16 protein-coding genes are annotated in these 18,153 nt (G+C 65.8%); 13 read left to right on the top strand and 3 right to left on the bottom strand.

Annotated elements, in window-relative coordinates:
* Positions 1-5: 5 nt before the first annotated feature.
* The 8 genes from ACSQ8Y_RS20200 to ACSQ8Y_RS20165 all read left to right on the top strand — a co-directional run bounded on the left by ACSQ8Y_RS20200 (position 6) and on the right by ACSQ8Y_RS20165 (position 10,458).
* The gene (locus ACSQ8Y_RS20200) at positions 6-809 is read left to right on the top strand and encodes a cytochrome C assembly family protein (protein ID WP_436268217.1); all 804 of its coding nucleotides are present in this window, start codon (positions 6-8) and stop codon (positions 807-809) included.
* Positions 806-1,150 carry a PP0621 family protein gene (locus ACSQ8Y_RS20195; RefSeq protein WP_436268216.1) on the top strand — a complete coding sequence of 115 codons (345 nt, stop codon included), beginning with the start codon at positions 806-808 and terminating at the stop codon, positions 1,148-1,150. The genes ACSQ8Y_RS20200 and ACSQ8Y_RS20195 overlap by 4 nt, the downstream gene beginning before the upstream one ends.
* Before the next feature lies 1 nt (position 1,151).
* Positions 1,152-2,840 (top strand): sensor histidine kinase, encoded by a 1,689-nt coding sequence (locus tag ACSQ8Y_RS20190; protein ID WP_436268215.1) that lies wholly within the window; start codon positions 1,152-1,154, stop codon positions 2,838-2,840.
* 25 nt (positions 2,841-2,865) lie between these two features.
* Positions 2,866-4,518: a sigma-54-dependent transcriptional regulator gene (locus ACSQ8Y_RS20185; protein ID WP_436268214.1), complete on the top strand. Its 1,653-nt coding sequence runs from the start codon at positions 2,866-2,868 to the stop codon at positions 4,516-4,518.
* Positions 4,515-5,129 (top strand): 1,6-anhydro-N-acetylmuramyl-L-alanine amidase AmpD, encoded by a 615-nt coding sequence (gene ampD, locus ACSQ8Y_RS20180; RefSeq protein ID WP_436268213.1) that lies wholly within the window; start codon positions 4,515-4,517, stop codon positions 5,127-5,129. Before ACSQ8Y_RS20185 ends, ampD begins: the two co-directional genes overlap by 4 nt.
* Positions 5,130-5,405: 276 nt before the next feature.
* Entirely contained in the window at positions 5,406-8,291 is a 2,886-nt protein-coding gene (locus ACSQ8Y_RS20175) for a ribonucleoside-diphosphate reductase subunit alpha (protein WP_436268212.1), read from the top strand.
* A 145-nt stretch (positions 8,292-8,436) separates the two neighbouring features.
* On the top strand, positions 8,437-9,540 hold the full coding sequence (locus ACSQ8Y_RS20170; protein ID WP_436268211.1) for a ribonucleotide-diphosphate reductase subunit beta: 1,104 nt from the start codon (positions 8,437-8,439) through the stop codon (positions 9,538-9,540).
* A 249-nt stretch (positions 9,541-9,789) separates the two neighbouring features.
* Positions 9,790-10,458, top strand: a complete 669-nt coding sequence (locus ACSQ8Y_RS20165; RefSeq protein ID WP_436268210.1) for a PEP-CTERM sorting domain-containing protein — start codon at positions 9,790-9,792, stop codon at positions 10,456-10,458.
* A gap of 317 nt (positions 10,459-10,775) precedes the next feature.
* Here ACSQ8Y_RS20165 and ACSQ8Y_RS20160 read toward each other — a convergent pair whose 3' ends face one another.
* Positions 10,776-11,180 carry a RidA family protein gene (locus tag ACSQ8Y_RS20160; RefSeq protein WP_436268209.1) on the bottom strand — a complete coding sequence of 135 codons (405 nt, stop codon included), beginning with the start codon at positions 11,178-11,180 and terminating at the stop codon, positions 10,776-10,778.
* 120 nt (positions 11,181-11,300) lie between these two features.
* Between ACSQ8Y_RS20160 and ACSQ8Y_RS20155 the strand changes: the two genes are divergently transcribed.
* From ACSQ8Y_RS20155 to ACSQ8Y_RS20135, 5 genes are all read left to right on the top strand, one after another.
* Positions 11,301-12,191: a LysR substrate-binding domain-containing protein gene (locus ACSQ8Y_RS20155; RefSeq protein ID WP_436268208.1), complete on the top strand. Its 891-nt coding sequence runs from the start codon at positions 11,301-11,303 to the stop codon at positions 12,189-12,191.
* Between the two features lie 18 nt (positions 12,192-12,209).
* A complete protein-coding gene (locus ACSQ8Y_RS20150; RefSeq protein ID WP_436268207.1) occupies positions 12,210-12,644 on the top strand; it encodes a YeeE/YedE family protein in 435 nt (144 codons plus the stop codon).
* A 10-nt stretch (positions 12,645-12,654) separates the two neighbouring features.
* Positions 12,655-13,086, top strand: coding sequence for a DUF6691 family protein (locus ACSQ8Y_RS20145; RefSeq protein ID WP_436268206.1), 432 nt, complete (start codon positions 12,655-12,657; stop codon positions 13,084-13,086).
* 658 nt (positions 13,087-13,744) lie between these two features.
* Positions 13,745-14,815 carry a transcriptional regulator gene (locus ACSQ8Y_RS20140; RefSeq protein WP_436268205.1) on the top strand — a complete coding sequence of 357 codons (1,071 nt, stop codon included), beginning with the start codon at positions 13,745-13,747 and terminating at the stop codon, positions 14,813-14,815.
* A gap of 93 nt (positions 14,816-14,908) precedes the next feature.
* Positions 14,909-15,421 carry a YggT family protein gene (locus ACSQ8Y_RS20135; protein WP_436269870.1) on the top strand — a complete coding sequence of 171 codons (513 nt, stop codon included), beginning with the start codon at positions 14,909-14,911 and terminating at the stop codon, positions 15,419-15,421.
* A 112-nt stretch (positions 15,422-15,533) separates the two neighbouring features.
* Here ACSQ8Y_RS20135 and ACSQ8Y_RS20130 read toward each other — a convergent pair whose 3' ends face one another.
* Together ACSQ8Y_RS20130 and ACSQ8Y_RS20125 are read right to left on the bottom strand one after the other, a co-directional pair.
* On the bottom strand, positions 15,534-16,472 hold the full coding sequence (locus ACSQ8Y_RS20130) for a carbohydrate kinase family protein (protein WP_436268204.1): 939 nt from the start codon (positions 16,470-16,472) through the stop codon (positions 15,534-15,536).
* 8 nt (positions 16,473-16,480) lie between these two features.
* Positions 16,481-18,139 carry a DUF3426 domain-containing protein gene (locus ACSQ8Y_RS20125; RefSeq protein WP_436268203.1) on the bottom strand — a complete coding sequence of 553 codons (1,659 nt, stop codon included), beginning with the start codon at positions 18,137-18,139 and terminating at the stop codon, positions 16,481-16,483.
* Positions 18,140-18,153 lie beyond the last annotated feature (14 nt).

Below are 18,153 nucleotides of genomic sequence, written 5' to 3'. Positions count from 1 at the left end.
CCTCCATGCAGACTTATTTTCTGATCGCAGCCGCGTTGCTGTATGTCCTTTGTGCCGTCCTGCCGCCGCGCCGGGCCGCGCTGATCTCGGCCGCCACCGCCGCGGCCTGGCTGCTGCATGGCGCCGGCCTGTGGTTCGGCGTGGTCGGGCCCGGCTCGCTGCGCATCGGCTTCGCCGCCATGCTGTCGGCCGCGCTGTGGATCTCGGTCGGCGCCTACTGGCTGGAGAACCGCAACTTCTCGCTCGACGGCCTGCGCCGCATCGTCATGCCGCCGGCGGCGCTGGCGGTGGCGCTGCAGGCGCTGTTCCCCGGCGCCCTGGTCGCCCTCGGCGGCGGCGCGCCCATGCTGGGCTGGCATATCGCCATCGCCACCCTGGCCTACGCCACCCTGACCATCGCCGCCTTCCACGCCGTGCTGATGGCGCTGCAGGAGTCGCGCCTGCACACGCGCGGCGGGCGCGCCACCTTCTTCAGCGCCGCGCTGGACCAGCTGCCGGCGCTGCTGACCATGGAAAAGCTGCTGTTCCGCCTGATCGCCTTCGGCTTCGTCCTGCTCAGCCTGACGGTGCTGTCGGGCATCGTGTTTTCGGAAGAATTGTTCGGCAAGGCGCTGAAGTGGGAGCACAAGTCGGTGTTTACGCTGCTGTCGTGGCTGCTGTTTGCCGCGCTGCTGGCCGGCCGCCATTTCCGCGGCTGGCGCGGCAAGACCGCGCTCGGCTTCACCTTGGCCGGTTTCGCGACCCTGCTGCTGGCCTATGTCGGCAGCCGGTTCGTCCTTGAAGTGGTTTTGCATCGGGGTATGGCATGACACGATTGTTGTTCTGGCTGGCGCTCGCTTTCCTGGTGGTGGCCGCCATCCGCAGCAAGCTGCGCGCCGCGGCGCGCGAGCAGCACATGCGCGACGACCCGCGGCGCCACGCCGAGCGCGTGGCCGCCGAGCGCGCGGCGGCCGCCGCCGCCCAGGCGCAGGCGCAAGCCCGCTCGCCGCAGGCCCAGGCCCGCGCGGCCGCCGTGGCCGAGGCCGAAACCATGCTCGGCTGCGCCCACTGCGGCGTGTTCTTCCCCGCCTCCGAGGCCGTGCGGCGCGACGGACGCGACTACTGCTGCGAGGGCCACGCCCGGGCCCCGGCCCCCCCCGCGGCGTCCTGAGGTGGGCTTCCGCCTCGCTGCGCTGACGCCCGAGTCGCGCGACACCTTCTGGCGCTCGCTGCAGACGCTGAACGCGACGCGGGTGGTGATCGCGCTGGTGCTGCTGGCCTATCTGAGCGTGGACAGCCGCAGCCTGCGCGCGGCCGGCGGCATCGGCTACGCCCCGGTCTGCATCGCCTATTTGCTGCTGGCGCTGGGCTTCGCCGCCGCCGCGCGCACGCGCCGCCGCTTCCTGCTGCAGCTGCTGACCCAGATCGCCTGCGACCTGGCTGTCATCTCGCTGCTGTACGCGGGCGCCGGCGGCTTGCGCAGCGGGCTGGCCATCCTCTACCTGTTCCCGCTGGCCGGCATGGCCATCCTGGCGCCGCTGCTGCTGGCGCTGTTCTCGGCCTCGCTGGTGGCGCTGTTCCTGCTGGGCCACAGCGCCTGGCAGATCTTCACCCAGGACGGCGACAGCACCACCTTGCAGGCCGGCTTGTTCGGCGGCGCCTTCCTGGCCGCGGTGCTGGTGGTCAACCGCATGGCCGCCAAGCTGATCGGCCAGGAGGAGCTGGCGGTGCGGCGCGGCGCCGAGATCCACGTGCAGCAGTCGGTCAACCGCCTGGTGATGTCGCACATGAGCGACGGCATCGTGGTGCTGGACGCGGACGGCCAGGTGCACGCCGGCAACCCGGCGGCGCAGCAGATGCTGGGCATGGCCGGCGCCGAGATGCGGCTCGACCTGGGCTCGGCGCCGGCGCTGGCGCCGCTGGCGCAAGCCCACCGCGACTGGCTGGCCGACCCGGCGCGCGCCACCGCCTTGCTCACCATCAAGCCCTACACCGATCCGGCGCTGCAGGAGACGACGGCGGCCTGGAGCGCGCGGCGCGACCTGGCCGCGCACTTGCGTGTGCGCTTCGCGGCGGTCGAGACCGACGGCCTGGGCGTCGAGCGCAGCGTGATCTTCCTGCAGGACGTGACCGCCATCGAGAACCAGGCGCAGCAACTGAAGCTGGCCTCGATGGGGCGGCTGACGGCCAGCATCGCGCACGAGGTGCGCAACCCGCTGTCGGCCATCGCCCACGCCACCTCGCTGCTGAGCGAGGACCTGGCCGCGCCGGTGCACACGCGCCTGCTCAAGATCGTCGGCGACAACGTGGCGCGCGTGAACCGCATGGTCGAGGACATCCTGCAGCTGTCGCGCAAGGTGCAGCCGCACGGCGAGCCGCTGGCGCTGGACGGTTTCCTGGCCGAGCTGGTGGCCGAGTTCCAGGACACGCACGCGCTGGCCGCCGGCATCGTGCGGCGCGAGCCGGCCGGCCCGGCCCTGGTGCGCTTCGACCCGCTGCACCTGCGCGAGGTGGTGCTCAACCTGATGAACAACGCGGTGCGCTACGCCAGCGGCGGGCCGGCCAGCATCCGTTTGTTCGTGGTCGGCGGCAAGGGCCGCGGCCTGGAGCTGCACGTGCAGGACGACGGCCCCGGCATCTCGCCCGGGGTGCGGGCCCATTTGTTCGAGCCCTTTTATACAACATCGAGCAAGGGCACGGGCCTGGGCCTGTATCTGGCGCGCGAATTGTGCTTGAATAACGAGGCCATGCTGGACTACGAGTACCGTTTCGACGCCCAGGTCCAGGCCGACGGCAGCCGCAAGTCGAGCGGCCGTTTCGTCATCACGTTTGCCCGGCCGGCCGGCATGCCGGGCCCGTGATTCCCTATCAGAAGAAGGACGCACCATGAGTTCTCCCCGCAGTTCCCCGCGCGTGCTGGTCGTCGACGATGAAGCCGACCTGCGCGAGCTGCTGGAAATCACCTTGCTCAAGATGGGCCTGGACGTCGACAGCGCCGAAAACCTGGCCCAGGCGCGCGGCCACCTGGCGCGCATGGCGGAGGCGGCCTCGCCCTACGCGCTGGTGCTGACCGACATGCGCCTGCCCGACGGCCTCGGGCTCGAGCTGGTGCGCGAAGTGTCGGCGGCCTGCCGCAACACGCCGATCGCGGTGGTGACCGCCTACGGCAGCGCCGACAACGCGGTGGTGGCGCTGAAGGCGGGCGCTTTCGACTATATCAGCAAACCGGTGGCGCTGGACCAGCTGCGCGTGATGGTGCAGTCGGCGCTGCGCCTGAACGCGCCGGCCGCCGGCCCGGCGCCCGGCGCATCGTCCCAGGCCAGCGGCCTGAAGGGCGAGTCGGCCGTGATCCAGGCGCTGCGCGCGCAGATCGCCCGCCTGGCGCGCTCGATGGCGCCGATCGCCATCAACGGCGAGTCCGGCAGCGGCAAGGAGCTGGCCGCGCGCGAGATCCACGCGCAGAGTTCGCGCGCCGGCAAGCCCTTCGTGGCCGTCAACTGCGGCGCCATCCCCGAGGCGCTGATGGAGGCCGAGTTCTTCGGCTACCGCAAGGGCGCCTTCACCGGCGCGGCCGACGAGCGCGACGGCTTCTTCCAGGCCGCCAACGGCGGCACCCTGCTGCTCGACGAGGTGGCCGACCTGCCGCTGGCGATGCAGGTCAAGCTGCTGCGCGCGATCCAGGAGCGGCGCGTGCGCAAGATCGGCGCCACCGCCGAGGAGCCGGTCGACGTGCGCATCGTCAGCGCCACCCACAAGAACCTCGAGCGGCTGGTCGAGCTGGGCCAGTTCCGGCAGGACTTGTTCTACCGCCTCAACGTGATCGAGCTGAGCCTGCCGCCGCTGCGCGAGCGGCTCGACGACCTGGGCGTGCTGACCGACGCCATCCTGGCCCGGCTGGGCACCTTCGAGCAGAAGATCGCGCTCGGGCCGGGTGTGCTGGAGGCGCTGCGCGGCTACGCCTTCCCGGGCAATGTGCGCGAGCTGGAGAATATCCTGGAACGCGCGCTGGCCTTCGCCAACGACGGCGTGATCGAGGTGCGCGACCTGGCGCTGAAGGGCGCGCGCAGCGCCGAGATGCCGCCGGGCTATGTGCCGCCGCCGGCGGACTTGCGGGGCGAGACGGAGCCGGCTCAGCATGGCCCGGACCGCCGGGCAGTCCCGCTTGCGCGGGAGCGGCAGGGCGACGCTGATGCCGCCGTGCCGAGCCAGACACCGCTCCCGGTCGTGCCGCCGGCGCCTGTCATTCCGGATCGCCGGACCGCCGCGGAGGCGGGACGGTCCGCCGCTGCGGTCCATACACCGCCAGCATCACAGCCAACGTCACAGCCAACGTCACAGCCAGCGCCACAGCCGCCGGCGCCCGACACCCTGCCCAGCGACCTGCCGGGCTACCTGGCCCAGGTCGAGCGCGACATCATCCTGCGCGCGCTGGCGCAGACCCAGTTCAACCGCACCCAGGCCGCCAGCCTGCTGGGCATCAGCTTCCGCCAGTTGCGCTACCAGATGCAAAAGCTGAACATCCAGGAGCCGGAGGCGTGAGCGCGCTCTATATAGTAGGGGAGGACGGCTGGTGCGCCGGCGCCGCCCGCTACGACTCGCCCAACTACAACTCGCGCCCGCCCGGCGCCGAGGTCGAGCTGCTGGTGGTGCACAATATCAGCCTGCCTGCCGGGCGCTTCGGCGGGCCGCACGTGTCGGACCTGTTCACGGCCCGGGTAGACTATAATGCTGACCCGTCGTTCGCCGACCTGCGCGGGCTGGAAGTGTCGGCGCACTTTTTTGTGCGGCGCGACGGCCGCCTGCTGCAATATGTTTCTTGCAACGACAGGGCCTGGCACGCCGGCACCTCGTCGTTCCGGGGACGCGACAACTGCAACGATTTTTCGGTCGGCGTCGAGCTTGAAGGTTCCGACAATGTTGCGTTTACGCCAGTGCAGTACACCGTGCTGGCGGACTTGGCGGCGGCATTGCAAAAACGCTATCCCTTGCGGGATATTGTAGGCCACGAGCATATCGCGCCCGGCCGCAAAACCGATCCGGGCCCTAGTTTTGACTGGGAAAAATTGGCTAATTTGCATGCTGATTTTTTGAAAAAGATCGGTCCGTTAGTAGCCGCTAACCGGCAAGCGCGCTTCCCATTTGACCTCTAGAAATGTCAAGCCAGAAAGAGAAAAAAATATATGGTCTTGCCATGCTTGGCAACTAGAATTAGTATAGAGCCCCGCTGGGCCAACTAAATGTAGTGAAATAGAATTGTTTCCCACACTAATTTTCTTGAGAGCAGACGTACCATATTCACTATCAACACAGCCAATTACGCAACTAGTTGGCTGTATTTATTTGTCTTTCTTAAAATACAACTAATCACAGCGGTGCACGCTGCTAGATTTGGAGGTTAAATGCAATCTACACATGACTCTGGCGTTATGCCTGTGCCACCAGCGCCTACTTCGGGTGCCCCAACCACCTCGACCGCAGCTGCAAGTGCACTGGGCGATTACCGCATCATCCGCCGCAACGGCGCGGTCGTGGCGTTTGAACCTTCCAAGATCCAAGTCGCGATGACCAAGGCCTTTTTGGCCGTGCACGGCGGCCAGAGCGCTGCTTCCGCCAGCGTGCGTGAGATCGTCGAAGAGTTGACCAACGGCGTGGTGTCGGCGCTGGTGCGCCGCCAGCCATCGGGCGGCACCTTCCATATCGAGGACGTGCAGGACCAGGTCGAACTGGCGCTGATGCGCTCCGGCCAGCACGACGTCGCGCGCGCCTACGTGCTGTACCGCGCCAAGCACATGGAAGAGCGCCGCGCCAAGAAGGACACCCAGGGCCTCGCCGCCGAACCCGAGCTGAGCGTGACCGAAAACGGCGTGCGCCGTCCGCTGGTGATGCAGGAAGTGCGCGACCTGATCAACGCGGCCTGCTCCGGCCTGGAAAAGCACGTCGACGCCGACGCCATCCTGGCCGAGACCGTCAAGAACCTGTACGACGGCGTGCCGGTCGAGGAATTGCACAAGTCCGCCATCCTGGCCGCCCGCGCGCTGATGGAAAAAGACCCGGCCTACTCGCAAGTGACGGCCCGCATCCTGCTGCACACCATCCGCAAGGAAGTGTTCGGCCACGAGGTGCCGCAGGCCAAGGCCGCCGCCGAATACCTGACCTATTTCCCGCAATACATCGCCAAGGGCATAGCGAACGAGCTGCTCGACGCCGAGCTGGCCAATTACGACCTGGCCAAGCTGGCCAAGGCCCTGGTCGCCGACCGCGACCTGCAGTTCGGCTACATCGGCCTGCAGACCTTGTACGACCGCTACTTCCTGCACGTGCGCGAAGTGCGCATCGAAATGCCGCAGGCCTTCTACATGCGCGTGGCCATGGGCCTGTCGCTGCGCGAAGAGAACCGCGAAGCGCGCGCCATCGAGTTCTACAACCTGCTGTCGACCTTCGACTTCATGTCGTCCACGCCGACCCTGTTCAACTCGGGCACCCTGCGCTCGCAGCTGTCCTCGTGCTACCTGACCACCGTGTCGGACGACCTGGAAGGCATCTACGACGCCATCAAGGAAAACGCGCTGCTGGCCAAGTTCGCCGGCGGCCTGGGCAACGACTGGACCCCGGTGCGCGCGCTGGGCGCCCACATCAAGGGCACCAACGGCAAATCGCAAGGCGTGGTGCCGTTCCTGAAAGTGGTCAACGACACCGCCGTCGCGGTCAACCAGGGCGGCAAGCGCAAGGGCGCGGTGTGCGCCTACCTGGAAACCTGGCACATGGACATCGAGGAATTCCTCGACCTGCGCAAGAACACCGGCGACGACCGCCGCCGCACCCACGACATGAACACCGCCAACTGGATCCCGGACATGTTCATGAAGCGCGTGATGGAAAAGGGCGACTGGACCCTGTTCTCGCCGTCCGAGACGCCGGACCTGCACGACAAGGTCGGCAAGGCCTTCGAACAAGCTTACCTGGGCTACGAAGCCAAGGCCGCCGCCGGCGAAATCCGCGTGTTCAAGAAGATCGCCGCGCTCGACCTGTGGCGCAAGATGCTGTCGATGCTGTTCGAAACCGGCCATCCATGGATCACCTTCAAGGACCCGTGCAACATCCGCTCGCCGCAGTCGCACGTGGGCGTGGTGCACTCGTCCAACCTGTGCACCGAGATCACGCTGAACACCGGCCCGGACGAGATCGCCGTGTGCAACCTCGGCTCGGTCAACCTGCCGGCCCACATGAAAGAGGGCAAGCTGGACCACGTGAAGCTGCAGAAGACCATCCGCACCGCGATGCGCATGCTCGACAACGTAATCGACATCAACTACTACGCGGTCGACAAGGCCCGCAACGCCAATATGCGCCACCGTCCGGTCGGCCTGGGCGTGATGGGCTTCCAGGACTGCCTGCACATGATGCGCGTGCCGTTCTCGTCGGACGCCTGCGTGGCCTTCGCCGACACCTCGATGGAAGCGGTGTGCTACTACGCCTACCTGGCCTCGACCGAACTGGCCGAGGAACGCGGCCATTATGAATCGTACAAGGGTTCGCTGTGGGACCGCGGCATCCTGCCGCAGGACTCGATCGCGCTACTGGCCGAAGAGCGCGGCGGCTACCTGGAGCAGGACCGTTCGGCGGCCATGGACTGGACCCCGGTGCGCGAGCGCATTGCCAAGTTCGGCATGCGCAACTCGAACTGCGTGGCGATCGCCCCGACCGCGACCATTTCGAACATCATCGGCGTGTCGGCCTGCATCGAACCGACCTTCCAGAACCTGTACGTGAAGTCCAACCTGTCGGGCGAGTTCACCGAGATCAACTCCTACCTGGTGCGCGACCTGAAGGCGCGCGGCCTGTGGGACGAGGTCATGATCGCCGACCTGAAATACTTCGACGGTTCCCTGGTGAAGATCGACCGCGTGCCGCAAGACCTGCGCGACATCTACGCCACCGCCTTCGAAGTGTCGCCGACCTGGCTGGTGGAAGCCGCCTCGCGCCGCCAGAAATGGATCGACCAGGCCCAGTCGCTGAACATTTACATGGCCGGCGCCTCGGGCAAGAAGCTCGACGAGACCTACAAGCTGGCCTGGCTGCGCGGCCTGAAGACCACCTACTACCTGCGCACCATTGCCGCGACGCACATGGAGAAATCGACCTCCAAGACCGGCGCGCTGAACGCAGTGGCCGTGGACGGCGGCATGTCGGCCAGCGCGATCGCGGCTGCTGCGCCCGCACCGGTTGCTGCAGCCGCCGCCGAGGAAGACGGCGCCGCCTGCTACCTGCGTCCCGGAGACGACGGTTTCGAGGAATGCGAAGCCTGCCAGTAAGTTGGCGATGGCGGGTTACGGCGGCTGGCGCCGCCTGACCCGCCCTACGGTCTACAATGTATACATCCGCGTAGGGCGGGTTAGCGGCAAGGCCGCGTAATCCGCCAGTTGCTGCGCCACCTGTCAAACAATCGAAGGAAATATCATGCTGTCCTGGGACGAAGAAGCCGCGGCGCCCGCCGCACACCCCCAAGCACCCATCGCCGCCGACGTCACCGCCGAGCAGATCGCCCGCCGCGTCAACGCCGACGACAAGCGCATCATCAACGGCAAGACCGACGTCAACCAGCTGGTGCCGTTCAAATACAAATGGGCATGGGACAAATACCTGGCCGGCTGCGCCAACCACTGGATGCCGCAGGAAGTAAACATGCAGCGCGACATCGAGCTGTGGAAGAACCCGAACGGCCTGACCGAAGACGAACGCCGCCTGGTGAAACGCAACCTGGGCTTCTTCGTCACCGCCGACTCGCTGGCCGCCAACAACATCGTGCTGGGCACCTACCGCCACATCACGGCGCCGGAATGCCGCCAGTACCTGCTGCGCCAGGCCTTCGAGGAAGCCATCCATACCCACGCCTACCAGTACATCGTGGAGTCGCTGGGCCTGGACGAGCAGGAAATCTTCAACGCCTATAACGAAGTGAAGTCGATCCGCGACAAGGACGAGTTCCTGATTCCGTTCATTAACACGCTGACCGACCCGGCCTTTACCACCGGCACCGTGGAAAACGACCAGAAGCTGCTGAAATCGCTGATCGTGTTCGCCTGCCTGATGGAAGGCCTGTTCTTCTACGTCGGCTTCACCCAGATCCTGGCGCTGGGCCGCCAGAACAAGATGATGGGCGCCGCCGAGCAGTACCAGTACATCCTGCGCGACGAGTCCATGCATTGCAATTTCGGCATCGACCTGATCAACACGATCAAGATGGAAAACCCGCTGCTGTGGACGCCTGCCTTCCGCGAGGAGATCAAGGGCCTGTTCATGCAGGCCGTGGAGCTGGAATACGCCTACGCCGAGGACACCATGCCACGCGGCGTGCTGGGCCTGAACGCGGCCATGTTCAAGGGCTACCTGCGCTTCATCGCCAACCGCCGCGCGCAGCAGATCGGCCTGGAGACCCTGTTCGACCAGCCCGAGAATCCGTTCCCGTGGATGAGCGAGATGATAGACATGAAGAAGGAACGCAACTTCTTCGAGACCCGCGTCACCGAATACCAGACCGGCGGCGCCTTGAACTGGGACTGATCGTTGTCTGCGTAGCAAGAAGCCCGGCACTGCCGGGTTTTTTTTCGTCCGCACGGTGCGCGCGGGAGCGGCGCTGAGAAAAGCGTCACCACGGACGAATATGTTATCATTTATAAATATTAGTTTCCAATGAATAAGATTTAAGGTAGCATTTGGCCTGATGCAGTCCCGGACTGCCGTCATCGATAGTGGCAGCTCCATCCCGCACCAGTGTCCACTAGATCACACCTCTTCTGAACAGGAACTGCAATGGCTTACGCATTGCGTGGCGGCCTCGCCGCCGCTGCACTCACCCTCGCCACCGCCGCCCATGCCGGCCTGATCGGCACGGCCGCCGTAAGCGATATCACGCTCGGCGGCGCCTCCTCCGACTATTTCCAGTACGCCAGCGGCGTCAATCCGCAGAAGGGCGGCAAGGGCAACACTGCCGGCTTCCAGACGGCCTTCAGTCCCTACGGCGAAGGCAGTTGGAGCTTGCTGTCCAAATTCGGCGCGTCGGCGGGCAATGGCACCACCTTGACCACCGTGGGCGGCAAGCCGGCGTTGACCATGGTGTTCAACAAGACGGACGCGCGCCACGGCAGCTGGAGCGTCACCAACAACGACGCGGCGCAGGACCTTGTGCTGGACCTGGTATTTGCCATGCACGCGGGGAACGGCAGTGGAGCGTGGCTGTTCGATAACCAGCTGATCGGTGCCGGCGCCACCATCACCGGCGGCTGGGACTTAAACATCTTCAACAACGGCGGACAGTACGCCGACTATTCCAACCTCACCCTGTTCAGCCGCGATGCGCTCGCCAGCCTGGCGCCGGTGCAAGCGCCGGGCCTGCCCGCCGCCACCGTTCCGGAACCGGGATCGCTGGCCATCGTGGCCGCCGGCCTGGCGCTGCTGGGCTTGATGCGCCGTCGCCGCTAGGCGCAACTTCCTTGCGCCGGCGCCATCGGATGCGAGACCGGCGGCTGGCGCGACCTTTGGGTGCGCTTGCACGGTGAAAAGAACAGGGTGTGTCCGCCAAGCTGCGGCGCGAACTGGAAAACCGTCCGGTGGCGCCATCCCCTATCGAAACAATGGCGGCAGCCGAATGCACCATGAGCGCCGCCTTGCAGACTACTCTCAGCCTGGTCGAGCACATCCACTACCAGGGTGGTCAGGCTGCTCACGTCAGTACTCCCTGTCCTTCAACAACAACTACCTGCTGCGCGGCGTCGTCAAGGCGCTGGCCGCCGAAGGTTTCATTCCAAGCTCGCTGCACTAGCCACCGCCGCGATGGCCTCGATCTCTATCATCGCGTCCGGCGAGTAGAGCGCAGAGACCTCGACAATAGTGTCGGCCGGGTAGGGCGGGGCGAACCACTGCCGCCGCAGTTCGACGATCTTGGGGAAGTGCCGCATCGACGTCAGGTAGATCGTCACCTTGATGACGTGGCGCATGTCCGAGCCGCCGGCCAGCAGCGCGCGCTCCAGGTTGCGGAACGCCTGCGCGGCCTGCGCGTCGAAACCGCCAGCGCCGACGATGGCACCGTCGTCGCCCACGCCGGCCTGGCCGGACACGTACACCAGACCTCCGGCCCGGATGGCTTGCGACAGCAGATAGGGCGCGTACGGGTCCGGCCGGGTATGGATCTGTTCAAGCTGCATGGTGTGCTCCCTTCGATGGTTGAGTTAGAATCAAGCTAAGCACAGTATGCGAACGCCGTACCAGTACGGCAAACGATCATTTTTCAGCTAACAGATGAGAAAAACTAAGCCATCACCATCATGCGGAACTTACCTGCGCTGAGCGCATTGCGGGTCTTCGAGGCGGCCGCGCGGCGCCTGAGCTTCAAGGACGCCGCCGAGGAATTGAACGTGACGCCGACCGCCGTCAGCCACCAGATCAAACACCTGGAGCAGTCCATCGGCGTCGAGCTGTTCGAGCGCGGGCCGCGCCGGGTGTCGCTCACGCCGGCCGGACGCCAGCTGTTTCCGACGCTGCGCGACGGCTTCGACAGCATCGAGCGCGCCATCGGGCAGTTGATGCGGGTCCAGGGCGGGCAGGTGGCAAGGCTGTCGTCGACGGTCGCCTTCATGGCGCGCCGCCTCGCCACCCGCGCCGGTTCCTTCCGCGATGGCTATCCGGATTGGACGCTGAGGCTCGACGCGTCGAACGAACTGGTCGACCTGGACGCGGACGCGGATGTGGCGGTGCGCTACGGCAGCGGCCTTTATCCCGGCCTGCTGGTCGAGCATCTGTTCGAGGACCGCTTCGCACCCGTGTGCAGTCCTCTCCTCAATATAAGAAGCATGCGCGAATTGCGCAAGGCGACGTTGATCCACTTCGAGTGGGGCGACGCGGTGCGAGGCGACGAGCGCGCGGTCGGCTGGCGCCAGTGGCTGGCCAGCGCGGGCGCGGCCGGCGTCGACGCCGACACCGGCCTCTCGTTCAGCGAGGAGCTGCATGCGGTGCAGGCCACCATCGCGGGCCAGGGCATCGGCCTGCTCAGCCTCACCTTGGTCGAGGAAGAGCTGGCGGCCGGCGTACTGGTGCAGCCTTTTGAACTGTCGCTCGAGAGTTTCCGTTACGATCTCGTATATAGTCCGCGCGCGTCGGCGCGGCCCGCCACCACCGTGCTGCGGCACTGGGTGCAACAGCAATTCGGCGCGCGCTGAATCAACCAAGGAAGCTTCATGACCATCGACTTGCCCCACTTCACACCGCTCGCCGCGCTTGCCGGCGGCGCCCTGATCGGCCTCGCTGCCGCGCTGCTGCTGCTCTTCAACGGACGCATCGCCGGCATCAGCGGCATCGTCGCCGGACTGCTCGCGCCCGCGCGCGGCGACGTCGCGTGGCGCGCCGCCTTTGTCGTCGGCCTGATGGCCGCGCCGTCGGCCTGGTTGTTGTTTTCCGCGCTGCCCGCCACGCGCATCGACGCGGACTACGGCGCGCTGATCATGGCCGGTTTGCTGGTCGGTGTCGGCACGCGTTACGGCGCCGGCTGCACCAGCGGACATGGCGTGTGCGGGCTCTCGCGCCTGTCGCCGCGCTCCGCCGCCGCCACGCTCGCCTTCATGTCGGCCGGCTTCCTCACCGTCTATGTCGCGCGCCACCTGCTCGCGCTGTAAGGAGATAAGCATGTATGTATTCACAGCGTTTGCCGCCGGCCTGGTGTTCGGTGTTGGCCTCATCTTGTCCGGCATGGCGAACCCGGCGAAGGTGCTCGGCTTCCTCGACCTGGCCGGCAAGTGGGATCCTTCGCTCGCCTTCGTCATGGCCGGCGCGATCGCCGTCGGCCTGGTCGCGTTCCAGACCGCCAGCAGGCGCAAGGCTTCCTTGCTCGGCGCCGAGTTCAGGCTGCCGGTTTCGCGGGTCATCGACCGCCGCCTCGTCGTCGGCGGTGTGCTGTTCGGCATCGGTTGGGGCGTCGCCGGTTTCTGTCCGGGACCGGCCATTGTCTCGCTCGGCGCGGGCCAGATGAAGGCGCTCGTGTTCGTCGCCGCGATGGTCGCGGGCATGCTGCTGTTTGAATTTTTCGAGCGCGCAAAACGCAGGCGCGCATCGTCGTGAGCGCGGCGCGATCGCCGCGCCGCGCGGCCACTTCATCGCGCGTTCTCATCACGCACCGCGCGCTTCGCACACGCGCTCTGCACGCACCGGATGTGCCGCGCATCGCCTCCATTTGGTGAACTAATGTGCGTTAGCACGCGTATCGTGCAAAAAAGCGTGCGAAAGTCAGTTGTGCCGGTTGCGCACCGACAAGGTTTTCGTGTAATTTACGAGATTGAATTTGCGTGATTTTTTTAGTGCGGATTTTTGAAGCGCACGCACCCGCAAAACGATCAACAAAATGGGATACGAACACGCACGAGTATGCACAAGACCACACAGTTTTTTCATCGCCGCCTTGCCTGAGATCGACTCAGGCCGGGCGGTTTTTTCTTTGAAAAACAAAACGTGATGTGGCTGCGATGTGGAAGACCGGAGCTGAGCGCACGCCCGCGACCCGCGAACATCGCAACAAGATTTAGTACGTCGGCCGTTCCATCGAACGGCGATGTCAGGGGCTGAAGCGCTGCAGACGTGAGGAGTTGCAGCAGTTCAGCTGGTGCCGAATTCATTAGCGCAAACCCGTGTTTGCGCCGATGAATAATTCGCCTGGCCATGGGGCCGGACGGGTTTAAATCTTGTGCGTAAATTCTCATCTCTAGATGAAGGAGAGACCAAAATGGCTACAGCAAAAAAAGAAGTAAAGAAGGAAGTTAAGAAGCCAGCGGCTAAAGCAGCCGCTGCCAAACCAGTCGCTAAGAAGGCCGTCGCCAAACCGGCAGCCAAGCCAGTGGTGAAAGCTGCGGCCAAGCCAGCGGCCAAACCGGCGGCCAAGCCGGCAGCGAAGAAAGCTGCAGCGAAGCCAGCGGCAAAACCAGCAGCCAAGGCGGCAGCCAAGCCAGCTGCCAAAGCAGCAGCCAAGCCAGTAGCGAAGAAAGCTGCAGCGAAACCAGCGGCCAAGCCGGCAGCAAAGAAAGCCGCAGCGAAGCCAGTAGCTAAAAAAGGCTCGACTGCCAAGTCGGGCGCCAAGCCAGCAGCTAAACCGGCTGCGAAGAAAGCAGCAGCCAAGCCGGCAGCTAAGCCAGCAGCTAAAGCAGCGGTGAAGCCGGCCGCGAAGAAAGCAGCCGCCAAACCGGCAGCGAAAAAAGCGACAGCCAAGCCAGCTGCTAAGAAAGCCGCCGCCAAACCAGCCGCCAAGAAAGCTGCAGCTAAACCAGCAGCCAAGAAAGCAGCTAAACCTGCTGCCAAGCCAGCAGCGAAGAAAGCTGCTGCCAAACCTGCCGCCAAGCCAGCCGCTAAAGCAGCAGCCAAACCGGCTGCCAAGAAAGCAGCTGCGAAACCTGCAGCGAAACCTGCAGCCAAAGCCGCAGCCAAGCCTGCAGCGAAACCTGCGGCCAAAGCAGCAGCCAAACCAGCGGCAAAACCTGCTGCGAAGCCAGCCGCCAAGCCAGCCGCCAAGCCAGCCGTTAACGCAGCAGCCAAGCCTGCGGCGAAAGGCGTCGCCAAGCCAGCAGCAAAAAAGGCGGTTAAGGCAGTTGCCGCGCCGGCAGCTGCCCCTGTTGTTGCCGCTCCGGCCGCAGCTCCAGTAGTTGCCGCTCCGGCAGCGAAAAAGCCAGCGCCGAAGAAGGCAGCAGCACCTAAGAAGGAAGCAGCGAAACCGGCCGCCGCACCGGCAGCCGCGCCAGCAGCCAAGACCGTGCTGGCTCCGGCCGCAGCATGGCCGTTCCCGACCAGCACGCGCCCTTCCTGAGCTGAGTCGTAGGTAGCCTTATGAGGCCAGGCCGCTGTGTGAGACAATCACACAGCGGTTTTTTTCTGGGGAGAGCTCGTGTTTAGTATTGTCATGCTGATTGTGGACACCATCGCCGGTTTGCTCGGCGCCGTCCTGTTGTTACGTTTCTGGATGCAGGCCATCCGCGTGCGCCCGCCGACGTCGGTGGCGCAATTCACTTTCCAATTATCCGACTGGCTGGTGCGTCCCCTGCGCCGGGTGGTCCCCGGTATGGGCGGCTATGACTGGGCCAGCCTGATCGGTGCCTTCCTGATCGTGTTCCTGGCCACTTCGGTGCTGTTCTTTGCCGGCGTCCCGTGGCAGGCCGTGCTGCTGTCGGCGCTGCACCGCTTCCTGCAATGGATACTGTACGGCTTCATGGCCTTGCTGGTGATCGAGGCCATCTTCAGCTGGGTCAACCCGCACGCGCCGCTGGCGCCCTTTATCAGGGCCTTGAACGAGCCGCTGCTGCGTCCCCTGCGCAAGGTGGTGCCGCTGGTGGGCAACCTGGACCTGTCGCTGCTGGTGGCCTTGATCCTGCTGCAGATCGCCCAGCTGGTGCTGGGCATGTTGTTCGGCCGATAAAAAATGGCGGGTTACGCCTACGGCTAACCCGCCCGATATATGCGCGGCACCGGCCGCGTAGGCGGGTTAGCGGGGGACGCCGAGTCCACGCGCGCGTAATCCGCCATTTTTTTTAGTAACGGTAGCCGAAGGCCGCCTCGAAGCGGTCGGCGATCTGCGCCGTCGTCAGCACGTGGTTCTGCGCGCCCTTGTGGGCGATCTTGATCGCGCCCAGCAAGCTGGCCAGGCGGCCGGTGGTTTCCCAGCCCAGATCGTGCGTGATGCCGTACAGCAGGCCGGCGCGGTAGGCGTCGCCGCAGCCGGTCGGGTCCAGCACCGCCTCGGCCGCCACGGCCGGGATGTCGATGCGCTTGCCGCCCGTGTAGATCTCCGAACCCTGCTCGCCGCGCGTGACGATCAGCGCCTCCAGGCGGCCGGCGATGTCGTCCAGGGTCAAGCCGGTCTTGGTCATCAGCAGCTCGATCTCGTAGTCGTTGCAGGTGACGTAGGTGGCCTTGTCGATGAAGGCGATCAGCTGCGCGCCGTCGAACATCGGCATCTGCTGGCCCGGGTCGAACATGAAGGGGATCTCCAGCGCGGCCAGGTCGTCGGCGTGCTTGAGCATGCCCAGGTGACCGTCCGGCGAAATGATGGCCACCCGCGCCGGGCCGGCGCTGGCCACGGGGTTCTCGTGCGCGAACGACATCGCGCCCGGGTGGAAGGCGTTGATCTGGTTGTTCTCGATGTCGGCCGTGACGAAGCACTGCGCCGTGTAGGCGTCGCCCTTGACCAGGATGTTGGCCGTCGAGATGCCCAGCTTCTGCAGGCGCGCCAGGTAAGGGCCGCTGTCCTGGCCCATGACGCCGACGATGCGGCCTTCGCCGCCCAGCATTTTCAGGTTGTAGGCGATGTTGCCGGAGCAGCCGCCGAACTCGGTGCGCATGGTCGGCACCAGGAACGAGACGTTCACTTTATGCAGCTGGTCGGCCAGCAGGCTGTCGGAGAAGCGGCCTTCGTGCTGCATGATGAAGTCGATGGCGAGCGATCCGCAGATCAGGGAGGTCTGGTTCATGATAGGTCTTAAGGATAGAAAACAGCGATGTGATAGCCCGACGCCTTGACTTGGGCGAGCTCGAAATGCAGTTTAACCGATTGCTCGGAGCGTGGAGCGAAGCCCTTGTCGACGTCGGCGGCATTGGTCACGGAATTGGCCAGATACTCGCGCGGCGCGAACACGCGGCGCAGCACCGGCTTGTCGGCCGCGTCGTTGAGGATCAGTTCTATGTGCGGCCAGGCCTGCGCGCTGCGCGACTGGTTGCGCAGCGTGGTCGAGAAGCTGAACACGTTTTCCGCCAGCGTCTGCAGCTCGCCCTGCTCGATGCTCAGCGCGTCGATCTGCGCCGGCAGGTCGACCTTGCAGCCGGCCAGCTGGCAGGCCGACACCAGCGCCGGCTTCAGCGCCGGCACGGCGGCGGCCAGCGGGTTGCGGAAGGTGCCCACCACCTGCGCGGTCAGCGCGGCCAGCAGCAGCGGGATGCCGAGCGCCATGCCGGCGCGGGCCGCCTTGCCGAACTGCTGGCGGCGGCGGTCGCGTTTGACGAAGCCCGGCTCGTCGTCGGCGCCGGGCAGGCCGGCCGACACCGGCGTGGCAGGGCCGCTGGCGACATCCTTGCCGTCCCTGGCGGCGCCGTTGCCACCGTTGCTGTCGTCGGCGTCCTTGCCTTCGCCATCGCCGCGGCCGTCGGCGTCCTCGTTGGAGTCTGTTGTCAGCGCGCTGCCGCCGGCCCCGGTCCCGGCGAAGCCCGCAGCGGCGCTGGACAGCGTGACGACATCGTCGTCATCGTCATCGGCATCGGCATCGCCGTCGGCATCGCCGTCGGCCTCATGCCCGGCGTCGCCAGTCTTGCGCGGGTAGGCGTCCAGTTCGAAGCTGTCGTGCAGCGCGACGGCGGTCAGGTGCTCGTCGGGCAGATCCAGCGTGGGCTCGCGGCGACCGTCGCTGTATTCGGATTCCTGAGCCGGGGCGGGCGCGTCCTCGTCGTCCAGCGCGGACAGCGGCGGATAAGCGGGGCGTTGCGGTTCAGCTTCGGGCGCACGGGCCGGCTCGGCCGCATCGTCGTCTCCGATGGAAAGCGCGTCGGAAGACTCTTCGTCGTCGCCCGGAAGGCCGTAGCCGCCGTCGGCGCCGGATGCCGTATCGTCCTCCCATGGCAGCGGGGGACGCGCTTCGGCATTTGCGGGAGCCGGCTCGCCATCCAGCGCCTCCAGGTCCACGTCGAGATCGAGATCGAACGCGTCCTCGGCGGCGGGTACAGGCGTGTCGGCCGATGCCTCAGGCACCGCCGCGGCATTCGCGCCGGCGTCCTCCGATGCAGCGAGGGACTGCGCCGCTGATTCGGCTGCAACATCGGCATCGGCATCTGCCAAGGCATCGGCACCGGCGTCGGTATCGCGGCCGGGTTCATGCTCGTCGTCCTGCCAGTCCGGCGCAGCCGCATGGCGCGCGTCGAGCGTGGTGATCAGGGCTTCGAGTTCGGGGGAGGTGGTGGGCGCGGCGAGGGACGACGCCGGCAGGTCGATGATGACGGGCTGCTTGAGCGCCGGCTCCACCAGCGCGGCATTGCCGTCGAAGACTTCATTGCAGGCGCCGCAGCGCACTATGCCCCCACGTAATTTCAACTGGTCGTGGGCGACCCGAAATATCGTGCTGCAGTGGGGGCATTTGGTGGCGAGCGCCATCGTGCTAGCGGGGG

This window comes from Pseudoduganella sp. LjRoot289, from assembly GCF_964252925.1.
In the GTDB taxonomy this organism is placed as follows: domain Bacteria; phylum Pseudomonadota; class Gammaproteobacteria; order Burkholderiales; family Burkholderiaceae_D; genus Rugamonas.
Note: the sequence above shows the minus strand (reverse complement) of the source record. Positions and strands in the feature narration are given on the sequence as shown.

Excerpts from the sequence above, each read along its gene's own strand:
- ACSQ8Y_RS20200 (WP_436268217.1), top strand. The coding sequence starts at position 6 with ATGCAGACTTATTTTCTGATCGCAGCCGCGTTGCTGTATGTCCTTTGT.
- ACSQ8Y_RS20195 (WP_436268216.1), top strand. The coding sequence starts at position 806 with ATGACACGATTGTTGTTCTGGCTGGCGCTCGCTTTCCTGGTGGTGGCC.
- ACSQ8Y_RS20185 (WP_436268214.1), top strand. The coding sequence starts at position 2,866 with ATGAGTTCTCCCCGCAGTTCCCCGCGCGTGCTGGTCGTCGACGATGAA.
- ACSQ8Y_RS20175 (WP_436268212.1), top strand. The coding sequence starts at position 5,406 with ATGCCTGTGCCACCAGCGCCTACTTCGGGTGCCCCAACCACCTCGACC.
- ACSQ8Y_RS20170 (WP_436268211.1), top strand. The coding sequence starts at position 8,437 with ATGCTGTCCTGGGACGAAGAAGCCGCGGCGCCCGCCGCACACCCCCAA.
- ACSQ8Y_RS20165 (WP_436268210.1), top strand. The coding sequence starts at position 9,790 with ATGGCTTACGCATTGCGTGGCGGCCTCGCCGCCGCTGCACTCACCCTC.
- ACSQ8Y_RS20160 (WP_436268209.1), bottom strand. The coding sequence starts at position 11,180 with ATGCAGCTTGAACAGATCCATACCCGGCCGGACCCGTACGCGCCCTAT.
- ACSQ8Y_RS20155 (WP_436268208.1), top strand. The coding sequence starts at position 11,301 with ATGCGGAACTTACCTGCGCTGAGCGCATTGCGGGTCTTCGAGGCGGCC.
- ACSQ8Y_RS20150 (WP_436268207.1), top strand. The coding sequence starts at position 12,210 with ATGACCATCGACTTGCCCCACTTCACACCGCTCGCCGCGCTTGCCGGC.
- ACSQ8Y_RS20145 (WP_436268206.1), top strand. The coding sequence starts at position 12,655 with ATGTATGTATTCACAGCGTTTGCCGCCGGCCTGGTGTTCGGTGTTGGC.
- ACSQ8Y_RS20140 (WP_436268205.1), top strand. The coding sequence starts at position 13,745 with ATGGCTACAGCAAAAAAAGAAGTAAAGAAGGAAGTTAAGAAGCCAGCG.
- ACSQ8Y_RS20135 (WP_436269870.1), top strand. The coding sequence starts at position 14,909 with ATGCTGATTGTGGACACCATCGCCGGTTTGCTCGGCGCCGTCCTGTTG.
- ACSQ8Y_RS20130 (WP_436268204.1), bottom strand. The coding sequence starts at position 16,472 with ATGAACCAGACCTCCCTGATCTGCGGATCGCTCGCCATCGACTTCATC.
- ACSQ8Y_RS20125 (WP_436268203.1), bottom strand. The coding sequence starts at position 18,139 with ATGGCGCTCGCCACCAAATGCCCCCACTGCAGCACGATATTTCGGGTC.